This is a genomic window from Croceimicrobium hydrocarbonivorans (assembly GCF_014524565.1).
Taxonomy (GTDB): domain Bacteria; phylum Bacteroidota; class Bacteroidia; order Flavobacteriales; family Schleiferiaceae; genus Croceimicrobium; species Croceimicrobium hydrocarbonivorans.
In genome coordinates this window covers 1,310,725-1,325,253 of the sequence record NZ_CP060139.1, presented here as the reverse complement: position 1 = coordinate 1,325,253, position 14,529 = coordinate 1,310,725, and the positions used below count along the sequence as shown (strand labels likewise).

The 14,529-nt window shown below is 44.2% G+C and carries 15 protein-coding genes; 10 read left to right on the top strand and 5 right to left on the bottom strand.

Annotated elements, in window-relative coordinates; translation table 11 throughout:
- Positions 1 to 8: 8 nt before the first annotated feature.
- From H4K34_RS06170 to H4K34_RS06160, 3 genes are read right to left on the bottom strand one after another with little or no spacing between them, the layout of a single operon-like run.
- Positions 9 to 365: a YraN family protein gene (locus H4K34_RS06170; protein WP_210759950.1), complete on the bottom strand. Its 357-nt coding sequence runs from the start codon at positions 363 to 365 to the stop codon at positions 9 to 11.
- A complete protein-coding gene (locus H4K34_RS06165; RefSeq protein WP_210759949.1) occupies positions 334 to 1,260 on the bottom strand; it encodes a S66 peptidase family protein in 927 nt (308 codons plus the stop codon). The genes H4K34_RS06170 and H4K34_RS06165 overlap by 32 nt, the downstream gene beginning before the upstream one ends.
- The gene (locus H4K34_RS06160) at positions 1,257 to 1,979 is read right to left on the bottom strand and encodes a pyridoxine 5'-phosphate synthase (RefSeq protein ID WP_210759948.1); all 723 of its coding nucleotides are present in this window, start codon (positions 1,977 to 1,979) and stop codon (positions 1,257 to 1,259) included. The genes H4K34_RS06165 and H4K34_RS06160 overlap by 4 nt, the downstream gene beginning before the upstream one ends.
- 36 nt (positions 1,980 to 2,015) lie before the next feature.
- Between H4K34_RS06160 and H4K34_RS06155 the strand changes: the two genes are divergently transcribed.
- The 8 genes from H4K34_RS06155 (at position 2,016) to murI (ending at position 9,655) form a co-directional block, all read left to right on the top strand.
- Positions 2,016 to 2,675 carry a CBS domain-containing protein gene (locus H4K34_RS06155; RefSeq protein WP_246452224.1) on the top strand — a complete coding sequence of 220 codons (660 nt, stop codon included), beginning with the start codon at positions 2,016 to 2,018 and terminating at the stop codon, positions 2,673 to 2,675.
- On the top strand, positions 2,675 to 3,553 hold the full coding sequence (locus H4K34_RS06150; protein ID WP_210759946.1) for an NAD kinase: 879 nt from the start codon (positions 2,675 to 2,677) through the stop codon (positions 3,551 to 3,553). The genes H4K34_RS06155 and H4K34_RS06150 overlap by 1 nt, the downstream gene beginning before the upstream one ends.
- A 45-nt stretch (positions 3,554 to 3,598) precedes the next feature.
- A complete protein-coding gene (porG, locus tag H4K34_RS06145) occupies positions 3,599 to 4,423 on the top strand; it encodes a type IX secretion system protein PorG (RefSeq protein ID WP_210759945.1) in 825 nt (274 codons plus the stop codon).
- Positions 4,424 to 4,431: 8 nt separating this feature from the next.
- A complete protein-coding gene (locus tag H4K34_RS06140) occupies positions 4,432 to 5,196 on the top strand; it encodes an isoprenyl transferase (RefSeq protein ID WP_210759944.1) in 765 nt (254 codons plus the stop codon).
- Complete coding sequence (gene bamA / locus H4K34_RS06135; protein WP_210759943.1) at positions 5,189 to 7,672, top strand: outer membrane protein assembly factor BamA; 2,484 nt, start codon at positions 5,189 to 5,191, stop codon at positions 7,670 to 7,672. Before H4K34_RS06140 ends, bamA begins: the two co-directional genes overlap by 8 nt.
- A 72-nt stretch (positions 7,673 to 7,744) precedes the next feature.
- Positions 7,745 to 8,257 (top strand): OmpH family outer membrane protein, encoded by a 513-nt coding sequence (locus H4K34_RS06130; protein ID WP_210759942.1) that lies wholly within the window; start codon positions 7,745 to 7,747, stop codon positions 8,255 to 8,257.
- Positions 8,258 to 8,286: 29 nt separating this feature from the next.
- On the top strand, positions 8,287 to 8,796 hold the full coding sequence (locus tag H4K34_RS06125) for an OmpH family outer membrane protein (protein WP_210759941.1): 510 nt from the start codon (positions 8,287 to 8,289) through the stop codon (positions 8,794 to 8,796).
- Positions 8,797 to 8,851: 55 nt separating this feature from the next.
- Complete coding sequence (gene murI, locus H4K34_RS06120; protein ID WP_210759940.1) at positions 8,852 to 9,655, top strand: glutamate racemase; 804 nt, start codon at positions 8,852 to 8,854, stop codon at positions 9,653 to 9,655.
- Here murI and H4K34_RS06115 read toward each other — a convergent pair.
- On the bottom strand, positions 9,641 to 10,408 hold the full coding sequence (locus H4K34_RS06115; protein WP_210759939.1) for an alpha/beta fold hydrolase: 768 nt from the start codon (positions 10,406 to 10,408) through the stop codon (positions 9,641 to 9,643). The two genes, murI and H4K34_RS06115, sit on opposite strands and share 15 nt — an antisense overlap.
- A gap of 122 nt (positions 10,409 to 10,530) precedes the next feature.
- On the opposite strand from H4K34_RS06115, the gene metG reads away from it, so the two are divergent.
- On the top strand, positions 10,531 to 12,567 hold the full coding sequence (gene metG, locus H4K34_RS06110) for a methionine--tRNA ligase (protein WP_210759938.1): 2,037 nt from the start codon (positions 10,531 to 10,533) through the stop codon (positions 12,565 to 12,567).
- A 1-nt stretch (position 12,568) separates the two neighbouring features.
- The gene (locus H4K34_RS06105; RefSeq protein WP_210759937.1) at positions 12,569 to 13,228 is read left to right on the top strand and encodes a DUF2461 domain-containing protein; all 660 of its coding nucleotides are present in this window, start codon (positions 12,569 to 12,571) and stop codon (positions 13,226 to 13,228) included.
- On the opposite strand, the gene H4K34_RS06100 is transcribed toward H4K34_RS06105, so the two are convergent.
- Positions 13,225 to 14,529 carry a sensor histidine kinase gene (locus H4K34_RS06100; RefSeq protein WP_210759936.1) on the bottom strand — a complete coding sequence of 435 codons (1,305 nt, stop codon included), beginning with the start codon at positions 14,527 to 14,529 and terminating at the stop codon, positions 13,225 to 13,227. The two genes, H4K34_RS06105 and H4K34_RS06100, sit on opposite strands and share 4 nt — an antisense overlap.

The following is a 14,529-nucleotide window of genomic DNA, read 5'->3' as shown; positions in this document are numbered from 1 at the left end:
TCAAGGCTTTAAAGGCTGGGGTAAAAGGCATCTTCAATATGTCGCAATCCATAAGGATTTAGGCAAATGCCAATGATGTCGAAACGGGTCATCCCTTGCCAATTGATTTGCTGAACGTATTGGTTGGCAGCGCTGATTAAGAATTTTTGCTTTTGCTGGTTTACGAATTCCCAGGCCTCCCCAAAGCGATTGGAGCTGCGTGCTTTTACTTCGATTATCACCAAGCACTCCTTATCTATAGCAATAAGGTCTACTTCCTTGCGGCGGAAGCGCCAGTTTTGTTCCAGCAATTGGTAATTATGGGAGAGTAGATAGCGCGCAGCAGCGGTTTCGCTACTCTGTCCCAGTTTTTGATTCGGATGCATGCGGAAAACGGATTAAGGTTTCCTGCGAAGCTACCGATAGCTCCACATCCAATCCGAAGATAAACGTTTGATTGTCGCTTAAATGTCCGGCAGGAACGCCAAAGGCAATGGGAATCTCCAAATCTTTAAAATGACGATGCAATATTTCCTCAGCCTTTTCCCCAAATGGAATGCTGTTATCATTCATATCACTCATGCCACCCACGATAATCCCCGCTAGATTTTCGAAATAGCCATTTCGACGAAGATTATAGAGCATGCGATCGATATGATAGAGGTATTCGTCCAGGTCTTCCAGAAAGAGGATTTTACCACTAGTATCTACACTTTCTTTTGAGCCTAGTAGACTGTAAAGCATACTTAAGTTCCCGCCACATACAGCTGCCTTTACTTCGCCTTCTTTATTAAATGCATGCGCAGGAGCGCTGATGGAATAACTTTCTCCGACTAAAGCCTTTTGCATACTTAGTAGTGCGGCCTCACTATTCCCCTTGAAATTAATGGGCATGGACGCGTGCAAACTGGCATAGCCCAGATTGTGTAGGGCGCTATGAAATACAGTGATGTCGCTGTATCCCACCAGCCATTTTGGACTTTTCTCAAAGGCTTCAAAATTGAGCTGATCAAATAAGCGCACGGATCCATATCCGCCCCGAGCACAAAGAATGGCGCGGCATTTAGGATCGTCCAAGGCCGCTTGAAAGTCGGCGGTTCGAATGGCATCACTACCCGCAAATTGATTTTCTTCCGCAAATAGATCCTCGGTAAAAAAAGCCTCATAGCCCCAGGTCGCTATTTGGTCTAGGGCAGGCTGTAATTCTTCCCGACTAATTTTTCGAGCCGGAGCTACAATGCGAATCCGATCGCCTTTTTGGAGTGATGCCGGGCGAATCATTGGGCCATTTCAATTTCGCGCAGATAACGCTGAATGGTGTTTTCTAAACCAAGATAGAGTGCATCTGAAATTAAAGCATGACCAATAGATACTTCTGCTAAATGAGGCACTTCCTTGGTGAAATAGCGGAGGTTATTTAAGTCTAGATCGTGACCCGCATTTATCCCTAAGCCAAGCTCATGTGCTAGGAGGGCTGCTTCGCGATAAGCTTTAACTGCTGCTTCTGGATCATTGGGGTATTCACGGGCATAATCTTCCGTGTATAATTCAATGCGATCGGTGCCGGTTTGAGCCACCGCTTTTATTTGTTCGGGATCACATTCCATGAATACCGAAACTCGTATCCCGGCGTTTTTGAAAGTAGGGATCACCTCTTTTAAAAAGACTTGGTTTTCGATGGCATTCCATCCGGCATTGGAGGTGAGTACTCCGGGTGGATCGGGTACCAGGGTAACTTGGGCCGGAGCAGCTTCTAAAACCAAGGCGATGAAATCTTCCGAAGGATATCCTTCGATATTAAATTCGGTTGAGACAACTTTTGTGAGCTCGCGAACGTCATTATAACGTATATGGCGTTCATCAGGACGCGGGTGAACTGTGATTCCCTGGGCGCCGAAACGCTCGCAATTCTGAGCCGCCAGAATCAAATCTGGAACATTGCCTCCCCGGGCATTGCGCAGGGTTGCAATTTTATTAATGTTAACGGAAAGCTTTGTCATGGTTGGCAAAGATAAAGCCTTATGTTTGCTTTGAATATGAGAGTAAGAGATCACATTCTGAATGATTTTAAACCCCTGAGTACCGGGGAGCGAGTAGCGGATATTATGTTGGCTATGGAGGAGTTGAAATGCAGCCATTTACCGGTGCTGCATGAGGGTGCCTATTTGGGCCTGATCTCTGAAGATGATCTGCTGGATATCCAAAATGATCAGGATAGCTTAGAAAAGCATCTCAAGGTGATAAAACCTTATAAGGTGCAGGCCGATACTCATATTTATGAGGCTATTCAAGTGATTGGAGAGGGCAATCTAACCTGCCTGCCTGTAATTGATGGGCAAGGTCAGTATATCGGTTATGTCTCTCCACAAGAATTAATGTGGGATTTAGGTCGGCAAGTTTCGTATGCCGAGCGTGGTGGTGTAGTGGTGCTACGTCTTCCTGTTCGCGATTATCATATCTCTCAAATCGCCCAAATTGTAGAGTCGGAAGACGCGCTGATTTTAGGATTGCAATTGCGGTCCCATGCCAATGATTTTATCAATGTGGCCTTAAAAATCAATCAGCAGGATTTAAGCCGAATCGTTAAAGCTTTCGAGCGCTATCAATATGAGGTAGTGGAGCTTTATCACGAAAGTTTATTCGATGATACTGCTTCTGATCGCTACGAAGGTTTGATGAAATATCTCAATATCTGATGAAATTAGCGGTATACGGAAAGAAGATCACGGCCGAAGCGCGGGAGGATATCGAGAATTTACATTCGATATTAATCGAGTCGGGCGTAGACTTTAAGGTCTTCCACCGCCTAAATTCTTATATCAAAGAACATTGCGATTTAGGTTTGGAATTCGAAGAGTTTCGAACCAGTCAGGAATTGCTCGAGTATGCTCCGGATTTCTTGATTACCATTGGTGGGGATGGCACCATCCTCGATGCGGCTACTTTGGTGCGCGATAGTGGTATTCCGATTTTAGGGATTAATACCGGTCGATTGGGATTCTTATCCAATGTAAATCGCCAGAAAATCGAAGAGAGTTTGGAAGCCCTTTTCCGGAAGGATTACCAGCTCAGTCATCGTCGTTTATTGCATATGGAGTCCAAGGCCTTGGATTTGGATTTGCCTTTTGCCTTAAATGAGATTACAGTCAGTCGAAAAGATACCACCGCCATGGTTACCGTTGAGGTTTCCATTAATGGAGAATTCTTTAATAATTATTGGGCGGATGGATTGATAATCGCCACCCCAACCGGTAGTACAGGATATTCATTATCCTGCAATGGGCCAATTATGATGCCGGGTTCCGAAACTTTAGTGCTAACGCCAATTGCACCACACAATCTCACCGCCCGACCTTTCGTTATCCCGAACAGCTGTGAGATCGAGTTGAAGGTGCACAGTCGGGAAGAGTGGAACTTAGTGTCCCTGGATTCCAGGATCTATTCTATTCGTAATGGGGAGCCCTTGAAAATTCGCAAAGCGGATTTTAGCATTGCTCTGGTAGAAACCGCAGACCACACCTTCGCCAAGACCTTGCGCAATAAGCTGATGTGGGGAATGGATAAAAGAAACTAAAAACTTATCTATACCCTTGATTTATTTATATTTGCGCTCCCAAAAATGAAGCATAAATCTTTCATAATCAAAAGCATACTGCTTTTAATCCTGCCCCTATGCAGTACAGCACAGTACTTAGAGGCCGGAATTAATGGTGGTGGCTCCAATTTTTTGGGGGATGTAGGTCCATATCGGATTGATGTTCCTCGAGGTTATCACGCTGGAGTATTGTTTCGCTATAACTTCAATCGCTATTGGTCGGTGCGCTTCCAAGGGAATTATGGAATGATTGCAGCCGATGATGCAAATTCCACTTTGGATGAACGCAAGGAACGCAATTTGAATTTCCGATCCGAGATTTGGGAAGCCTATGCCGCTGCGGAGTTTAATTTCTTCGAATTTGAACCCGGAACTAAGCTCAATCACACACCCTATATTAATGCCGGTTTCGGCATTTTCAGCTTTAATCCAGAGGCCAATTATAATGGTGATTGGATTGCCTTGAGGCCTTTGCGCACGGAAGGACAGGGTACTTCACTAGGAAGAGGCTCGCCTTATGCGACCGCTAGTTCCTACTTCATATTTAGTTTGGGCTACAAATGGGGCTTAGGTCGCTTTAGCTCCATCGCCATCGAAAGTAGCTTCCGCAATGCCTATACCGATTACCTTGATGATGTAAGTGGATACTACGCCGATCCGGTAGTTTTAAGCACTGAGGTTTCAGAATTATCTGCGACCTTAGCCGATCGCAGTTTAAGTCAGAGCAACAAAGAGAATATTTTACGCGGGGATCCCACCAATCGCGATTGGTACATATTTACCGGGATTACCTTGCAGTTTAAATTTGGTGAGCTGTACGAAAAATGTGCAAACTTTATCGGTAAATAAGGAACTGGATGTCTGAGCTCAAAGAACAAGTTAAAGCGTTAAAAAATCTGCCCGAGCATATAGCCATTATTATGGATGGCAATGGTCGTTGGGCCAAGAAACGCGGATTTTTACGAGCCCTCGGGCATGAAAATGGAGTAGACGCCTTACGTCGTATTGCCACTGCATCTGCAGAGGTGAATATTAAGTACTTAACGGTTTACGCTTTTAGTAGCGAAAATTGGAACCGACCTAAAACTGAGGTGAAAGCTCTGATGACTTTGCTGGTAAGCAGTCTTAAGAAGGAGTTAAAAACCCTCAACGATAATAAAATTCGTTTGCAGGCTATCGGCGATACTTCATCTTTGCCCGGCAATTGTAGAAACGAATTGGAAGAAGTGATCGAACTTACTAAAGATCATAAACATATGACCCTCACCCTGGCCCTGTCTTATGGCAGTCGGGAAGAGCTAAGCCGGGCAGCACGCGAATTAGCCCAGGAAGTAGCAGAGGGAATCCGCACTGCGGATAGTATTAACGAAGAAGCTCTGGCCTCCAAACTCTATACAGCAGCTATGCCCGATCCCGATTTATTGATTCGGACCAGTAATGAGTACCGCATCAGTAATTATCTGCTTTGGCAGATAGCCTATTCGGAATTGTATTTCAGTCCTAAATTATGGCCCGACTTTCAGGCTGAGGACCTCTACAATGCCATTTTGGATTATCGGAATAGAGAGAGGCGTTTTGGAAAAATAAGTGAGCAATTAAAATCTGATTATCATAATGCATAAGCTCTTGCGGCTGGCGGCATTAGCTCTGCTCTTGCAACCTTGGAATCTTATCGGTCAAATTACCGGCGACGTAACGGTAGTACCTGGTGTGAAATACGAAATCGGCGGTATTCGCATCACCGGTTCTGACAACCTCGATAAACAAGTAATTACCTTAATCTCTGGCTTGCAGGTAGGGCAAGAAATTACCCTTCCGGGTGATGCGACTACCAAAGCGATTGAGAACTTATGGCGCCAAAAACTCTTCGATGATATTGGCATTTTTGTTACCGAGGTAAAAGGAAAATTGGTCTTTTTGGAAATTCGATTGAAGGAATTACCCAAGCTTTCGAAATACGGAATTAAAGGCCTTTCCAAAACCAAGCGCGATAATCTGCGGGATGAGCTCGACTTGAGCAGTGGCCTGATTGTTACGGAAAACCTGATTGTAAATACCCGCAATATTGCCCGAGATTTCTTCGTGAAGGATGGCTATCTCAACACCAAGGTGGAGGTGCGTAAAAGAGCCGACACCACCCGCAGTAATTCGGTGATCCTAGATATCATTGTTGATCGTGGCGAAAGGGTTAAGATTCGTAATATCAACTTTATCGGCAATGAGAAGATCAGCGATAAGAAATTGCGAAAGGCCATGGATGAGACGGTGCGCAGTCGCATTTGGAACATCTTTAAATCTTCTAAGCTTATTGAAGACGATTACGATACGGATAAAGGTCTGATCATCGAGAAATACAATTCGGAAGGATTTAGGGATGCTCGGATTATCAAAGACAGCATTTATGCCGTAGATGACGATCGTATTAATATTGACATTTACGTTAAGGAAGGACCGAAGTATTATTTCGGTGATATTACCTGGTTGGGTAACTCCAAATACTCTGATGAGGTGCTTTCCAAAGTATTGGCGATTCAAAGAGGGGATGTGTACGATGCATCCTTCCTAAATGAACGTCTATTTGTAGATCCCCAAGGTGGTGATGTATCTTCCCTCTATCTTGATAATGGATACCTCTTCTTTAATATGGTTCCGGTTGAGGTAAACGTGCAGAACGATACCATCGATTTGGAAATTCGTATTCAAGAGGGTCGTCAGGCGACCATCAATAAGGTAACTGTGGTGGGTAACGACCGCACCAATGATCATGTTATTTTACGTGAACTGCGTACCAAGCCCGGTGAGCTTTTCCGTCGTAGTGATATTCAGCGTTCTTTACGTGAATTGCAGCAATTAGGCTTCTTCGATCCACAGAAATTGAATGTGGAGCCCAAGCCTAATGCAGAGACCGGTACTGTAGATATTCAGTACATCGTTGCAGAGCAGTCTACCTCTCAATTAGAATTACAAGGTGGCTGGGGAGCTGGTCGTATTGTAGGTACTTTGGGATTGAACTTCAACAATTTCTCAGCGCGCAATATGTTTAAGAAATCAGCCTGGCAGCCATTGCCAGCGGGTGATGGACAAACAATTAACCTGCGGGCTCAGAGTAATGGTCTTTTCTTCCAATCCTACAGTGCGTCTTTCACTGAGCCTTGGCTGGGAGGTAAGAAACCCAACTCATTAACTGTATCGGTATATCATAATATTCAGAACCTTACGGGGCTACCTAGTGATGACCCTAATTATCAAGGTCTATCTATCACCGGGGCAACGGTAGGTTTAGGCCGTCGTCTAAAATGGCCGGATGATTACTTCACCTTATATCAGGCGATTGACTTCCAACGCTATCGTTTGAGGGATTATCCTTTAGGTGGCATCCGCTTTGAAGATGGTAGAGTGAATAATATCAACTATAAAATCACCTTGGGAAGAAACAGTGTCGACTTCCCCATTTACCCGCGTAAGGGTAACCTCTTTAATTTGAGTGGTGAGTTCACCTTGCCCTTATCCTTGTTCAATGGTAGAGACTATTCTAATCTCGATGCCAGTGATCGCTACGAGTGGTTGGAGTATTATAAGATTAAGATGAATAGCTCTTGGTTTACCGAGATCTTCCCTAAGACGGTAATAAAGGCAGCTGGTGAATTTGGTTATTTAGGTACCTATAATTCTGAAGTGGGCTTGCCTCCATTTGAGCGTTTCTTCGTTGGGGGTGATGGTCTGCAGAACTTCGTATTGGATGGTCGCGAAATTATTGGCTTGCGCGGATATCCAAACAACCGAATTGTACCTACTACTGTATCCCAAATTGGTGGAGCCTTGTACAATAAATTCACTTTGGAATTACGCTATTTGATTACCGAAAACCCCAGTGCACAGATCTTTACTTTAGGATTTTTGGAGGCCGGTAATAACTATGATACTTTTCAGAACTATGAGCCGTTTAACCTCAAGCGTTCCGCTGGCTTTGGAGTGCGCATCTTTATGCCTATGTTCGGATTACTGGGTGTAGACTTCGGATACGGATTCGATCCTATTCCTGGTGCCACAGCTCCAAGCGGTTGGAATACGCACTTTATAATTGGACAGCAATTTTAAATAAGCTATTTTCGCCCGCTCTCGGAAATGCTTTCATTTTGAGCGAGAAAAGGCGATTTGCGAACGGCAACTATGAATAGAAAAATTTGGCTTCTTCTTTTTGGTCTGGTTTTTGGATTTCAGATAAGCGCACAGCGATTCGGCATCGTTGATTCGGAGTACGTGCTTACGCAGATTCCCGAATACGCCAAAGCTCAACAACAATTGGATCAACTAAGCCGTACCTGGGAAGGTGAAATTGAAGCCCTCCTCAGTGAAGCAGATGCCATGCGTAAGGCTTATGAAGCCGAGAAAGTTCTTCTTACCGAAGAGATGAAAGCCGAAAGAGAGGCTGCCATCAAAGCCAAGGAGGAAGAAGCTAAGAATAAGCAGCAACTGTACTTCGGGATTAAAGGCAAGATTTACAGTAAGCGCCAGGAGTTAATCAAACCGATACAGGATAAGATTTACAACGCTGTGCAGGAAGTGGCAAGACGCCGTAACCTCGACGTAGTGTTTGATAAAGGGAGTGAGCTGATAACCCTTTATGTAAGCGAAAAGGTTGATATCAGCGATGAAGTGATTGAAAATTTAGAAGACGAATAACAAAACAAGACCATTAAACAAACTCAGCAATGAAGAAGATCATTTTACTAGCCGCCTTATTTTTTGGATTGAGCAGTACTGCTTTCGCTCAACAAAAGATTGGCCATATAAATGCAGACGAACTCCTAGCCTTAATGCCTGAAACTAAAGCTGCTCAAACTGAATTGGAGAACTTTAGCAACCGTTTGCAAGCGGATCTTACCGAGATGGAAAATGAACTCACCAAGAAAATTGAAGAGTTCCGTCGCAATGAGCAAATGATGACTACCTCCACTCGTGAGATTAAGACCAAAGAATTACAAGAATTACAAGGTCGTATTCAGCAGTTTAGCCAAAGTGCACAACAAGAATTACAATCTAAGCAAGTAGAGCTTTTACAGCCTGTAATCGATAAAGCTTCTAAAGCTATTGCCGATGTAGCTCGCGAAAAAGGATTTGCTTATGTTTTGGATAGCTCTGAGAGCAAAGCAGTGGTAGTATTCGCCGAAGGTGGTGAAGACATTATGCCGCTGGTAAAAGCTAAATTGGGAATCCAATAAAAAGCATTTAGATAGCTTAACTTCGTACCCGCTGTTATCCACAGCGGGTTTTTTTATGGCCAAAAACAATCCCATAGGCATATTCGATTCCGGGGTAGGTGGTTTAACCGTTGCCTCGGCCATTCACCAATTACTACCCTCCGAATCCTTTATTTATTTCGGAGATACCCGGCATGCCCCATATGGGGATAAGTCGAAAGGTACCATCCTCGATTATTCTCGACGCATAAGTCGTTTCTTGGTAGAGAGTGATTGCAAGTGCATTGTTATTGCCTGTAATTCTGCCTCGGCCATGGCCTATAAGGAGCTAAAACAAGATTGGCCGGAAGTGCCCATCCTTAATGTGGTAGAGCCGGTGGTAGATGAAGTGGCTCGCTTAAAAGCGCGTAAGGTTGGGGTAGTAGCGACCCGTGCCACAGTACGCTCACAAGTGTATAGCAAGCAATTGCAAAAGTTGGATACTGACTTGAAAGTCGTACAAAAAGCCACTCCTTTATTAGCTCCTTTAGTGGAAGAAGGTTTCGCAGGAACCGAAGTGAGCACTGGAGTTTTAGCACATTATTTGGCCGATCCCGCTCTGAAGGATTTGAGTCATTTGATTTTAGGCTGCACACATTATCCCTTATTACAAGCTGAGTTTGAGCACTACTTGGGGCAGGATGTTCAAGTGATTAATTCGGCCGAGATGGTCGCTCGTCGTTTAAAGCAAATGCTAAGTGAAAAAGATCTTTTGCGGGAATTGAATACGGAACCCAAGCTTCAATTCTACGTATCCGAAAAGACCAAGGCCTTCAGTAAAACTGCTCGCCTATTCTTCGGCCAGGAAATTAAATTGAGCGAGAAATTATTGCCCGCCTAAAAAGTCGCTAACCGCTTCAAAGAAAAGCTCGGGTTGCTGGGCATGAAGCCAGTGGCCAGCATTGGGGATAGTTACCAATTCTGCTTGGGGGTAATGACTTTGAATTTCATCGATATCTTCATCCTTGATGTACCAGGAATCACCACCGCGTAAAAAGAGGGCGGGTCGATCGTAATAAGCATTGGGTGGTAGACTCTCACCCACCTTTTGAATTTCTCGAGACAATACCTTGAGGTTGAAGCGCCAATTAAGTCGATCCCTTTCTTCCCAATAGAGATTCTTTAAAAGAAACTGACGTACACCGGGCTCTAGTTCGGGGCCAAATTGATCATTGGCTTCACTGCGTCGACTGATTTTAGAGAGGTCCAAGGCTTCCAGCGCTTCAATCACATCCATATGGTGAGGAGGGTAGGCCTTAGGGGCAATGTCGGCAATGATCATAGAGCGACAACGTTCCGGATGAAGTACCGCAAACAGCATCGCTACCTTACCTCCCATACTATGGCCAATGATATGGGCTTCATCGATTTGATGTTGGTCGAGGTATTCCAGTAAATCATCAACCATCAGATCATAGGAAAATTCCTCAGAATGAGGGCTACGACCATGATTGCGCAGGTCCAGTAAATGCACTCTAAAATGCTCTGACCACTTGCGACCCAGGCTTTGCCAATTATCGCTCATCCCAAAAAGGCCGTGCATGATAATGAGGTCTTCCGGACCTTCGCCAAGAATATTTGAAAAGAGTTGCATTCTTTTTTTTGCAAAGATCGTTAAGCTCCTGCGAATGACCTGAGTTTTGGAATTCAATTCCTTTGCAGATCGGCAATTGCGGAGGCCGCGCAATTCTTACTTTTGTGGGCTAAATTGAATGTATGTCCTCCGAGATTTCGCGCTATACTATTACAGCAGCCCTTCCATATGCCAATGGCCCTGTACACATCGGTCACCTAGCCGGATGTTACTTGCCTTCGGATATTTATGCTCGATATCTGCGTAAAAATGGCAAAGACCTCATTTTCGTTTGTGGAACGGATGAGCATGGTGCGGCCATTAATATGAAGGCTCAAAGTGAAGGCGCCGAACCTCGGGAGATCGTTGATCGTTACCATGCTATCATCCGCGATTCATTGGATAAGATCGGCATTAGTTTCGATGTGTTTTCTCGCACCAGTAAGGAGATCCATCATAAAACTGCGCAGGACTTTTTTACTAAACTCTATGAGAAGGGATCCTTAGAGGAAAAGGTAACGCAGCAGTATTTCGACCCGGAGGCAGAGCAGTTTATAGCCGATCGTTTTATTGTGGGTGAATGCCCCAATTGCCATTTTGGTGAGGCTTATGGAGATCAATGCGAGAATTGTGGTACTTCTTTGAGTCCTACTGATCTGATCAGCCCAAAGAGTCGCTTAAGTGGAGCGGAGCCCATTTTAAAGGAAACCAAACACTGGTTCCTACCCTTGGATCACTTGAGTGGGAAAATTAAGGATTATATCCAATCCCATAAAAACTGGAAGCCTAATGTCTATGGCCAATGCATGAGTTGGTTAGACAGTGGTGATGGTTTACAAGCACGCAGTATGACCCGCGATTTGGATTGGGGTATCCCCGTTCCTCTCGATGATGCGGAGGGCAAGGTTTTATACGTATGGTTTGATGCTCCCATTGGGTACATTTCTGCAACTAAGGAATTGTTGGGAGATGCCTGGGAGGATTATTGGACTAAGGACGATACCAAATTGGTGCATTTTATCGGTAAGGATAATATCGTTTTCCATTGCATCATTTTCCCAGCTATGTTGATGGAGCACGGTGGTTTTCATTTAGCGGATGAAGTGCCAGCCAATGAGTTTCTCAATTTGGAGGGACGTAAAATTTCTACCAGCCGTAATTGGGCGGTTTGGTTACATGAGTACCTCGAGGATTTCGAGGGTAAGGAAGATGTATTGCGCTACGTACTAACTGCTACGGCTCCCGAGAGTAAGGACAATGATTTTACCTGGAGCGATTTCCAAACTCGGAATAATAGTGAGTTGGTTGCCATTTTGGGCAATTTTGTGAATCGGGTGCAGGTATTAATGCAGAAGTATTATGAAGGCGAAATCCCCAAAGCCGGAGCATTCACTAGCGAAGATAAAGAGGCCTTAGCCTCGATGGCAGCTACACCCGCGTCGATTGCTGAGTCTTTGGAAAGCTATCGATTCCGTGAGGCTTTAAGCCGGATGATGGGATTGGCCAGATTAGGGAATAAATACCTAGCGGATCAAGAGCCCTGGAAGAAAATTAAGGAAGACCCGGAGCGAGCGGGAACCACCTTATATGTGGCTGCCCAAATTTGTGCTCAGTTGGCCCAGGTTATGGAGCCTTTCATGCCTTTTAGCGCTAATAAGTTGCGGACAGACCTGCAAATTGAAGCTTTAGCCTGGGAAGATTGCAATAGTCAGGAATTACTTAAGGCCGGGCATCGCATTCAAAGTGGTGGTCATCTCTTTTCTAAAATTGAAGATGAAACTATTGAAGCCCAGAAAGCCAAATTGGAAGCCGCTGCGGCAGCCAAAGCTGAGCCTCAGTACGAGGCTTTAAAGGAAGAAATACAATTTGAGGATTTCACTAAGCTTGATATCCGAGTAGGTACTATTCTTAGTGCTCAGAAAGTAAAGAAGGCGGATAAGCTTTTACATCTCGAAGTAGATTTAGGTTTCGAAAAGCGGAGTATTGTTAGTGGAATTGCCCAGTATTTTAATCCCGAAGATTTATCAGGCACTAAGGTGTCCGTGGTAGTGAATTTAGCTCCGCGAAAATTGCGGGGTGTAATGAGCCAGGGAATGATATTAATGGCGGAAGATTCGGAGGGAAATCTTAAATTCACTTCAGCACCCGCAGATATGCCTAATGGTGCTGTAATCCGATAGTATGAAAGCACCACATCCTGATACCTACCAGTTTTTAGAAGCTTTAAAAGTCCTCAATACAAAAGAGTGGATGGATGCCAATCGTAAATGGTATCAGGATATCCGACAGGGCTTAATCGACTATGCCGGTCAAATTCAGGAGACCTTTGCCGAGGTCTATCCCATGACCATGATGGACCCTAAGAAGTATCTGGCCAGGATTAATAATAACCGTCGTTTTCATCCGGATAAACCGCCCTATAAGACCAATTTCGCCCTCATGGTGAAAAGGAGAGGGCCAGGCTATGGTGATTTCTATTTACATATTGAGCCAGGTAATTTGTTTATTGGCACCGGATTGTATCATCCCGCCAAGGAACATCTTTTGGCATTGCGCGATTTAATTGATGTGCGTGGAGATGAATTGAAAGCCATTGAAGAAGATCCGCAGTTCAAGAAAGTGTATGGTGCTTTTAGAGGTGATAAGCTTCAAAGAAATCCCAAGGGTTTTGAATTGGATCATCCTCATATTGAGCTACTGAAACACAAGGATCTCCTAATCATGAAGCAGCTTGATGAGCAAGCTATTTTTACAGCTAAAGGACTAGAGGAACTAAAGGAAGCCTTTGCTGCAGCGATTCCATTTATGGATTTTATCGACGACGCGATTAGCCAGGCTTAATGCGGTTTAAAAGGGATGGAAACCGTAAAGGTGCTGCCTTTTCCAGGGCTGCTATCCAAGCTAATACTACCTTGATGCAAGTCTACGTATTCCTTCACTATCAATAGACCGAAACCGCTTCCTCGTTCTTGTTGAGTACCCGGAACACTTTCTGTGCGGCCGCTAAAAAGAGTCTTTTGTTTTTCAGCTGAAATCCCAAGTCCTTGATCACTTACCGTAAAAAGCACAGCGTTTTTAGTACTGCGAACTTTTAGCGAAATCTCTTTACCACTAGGAGTGAATTTAACAGCATTCTGTAAGAGATTTCGGATAATAACGGTCATCAAAATGGGGTCACAGAATACTTTTTCCTGACCATTGTAATCATCTTTCAGTAGGATTCCTTTTGCTTTGGCCATACCTCTTAGATGCTCTACGGTCTGATTTAACCAGGACCCTAAACTTACCAAATGGAAATTGGCATGATTGCCGGCGATTTGGGATTTGGACCAATTCACCATATCATCCAACATATGGGAGGTGTTTTGCACCATTTTCAGAAGCTCGGCTTTGAGCTGCATTCGGTCTTCCTCCGGAATGGCACCATCTCGGGCTAATTCAAGATAGCTTTCTATGGAGGCCAAGGGATTCCGAACATCATGAGCAATTATAGAAAGAACTTTGGTTAATTCTTTATAGCTCTCTTTTAGTTCCTTTTGGTTTTGTTGCAGTTCAATTTTTTGGTCCTCCACTTTCTGACGTTGCATCTCATAAGCTTGTCGGATCAATCGGAAGATTAAAAAGAAAAGCCCCAGGGTAAGAAGGTAGCTAAATACCGTATCGATATAGCGCAGTTCCTCCGTTTCGTAGCCTACGATGTATTGGCGACCGAAGTTGTATTCATAGAGCAGTAGACCGGAAAAAACAATTCCGTGAATGACGGTCCAAAACCAATGTTGCTTGCTTTGAGTGGTGGCAAAAAGCATGGCCAGAGTCATGAAGCTTAGAACTGTGGTGGTTCCATTAATACCGCTATTTAGAAAATAATTAAATCCAAATAGGGCATAGGAGGTGATCATAAAGATGAACCATCCCACTTTGAAATAGCCCATCACTCTGGAAAACCAGTAGCTTAAGATCAAGATTAATTGGGTGCCCAGAATTACCAAAACCAGGTCCCATTGACGGATATTAATGGAAAGCAGCAGGCCTATGCTCAAAGCAATAGCACTGATAAAACAGATTTGATGGAAGATGATTTCTTTAAGATCAAATTCATCTTCCCGACCGTAAACTATTTCTCTAAACTGCTTATAAGACAT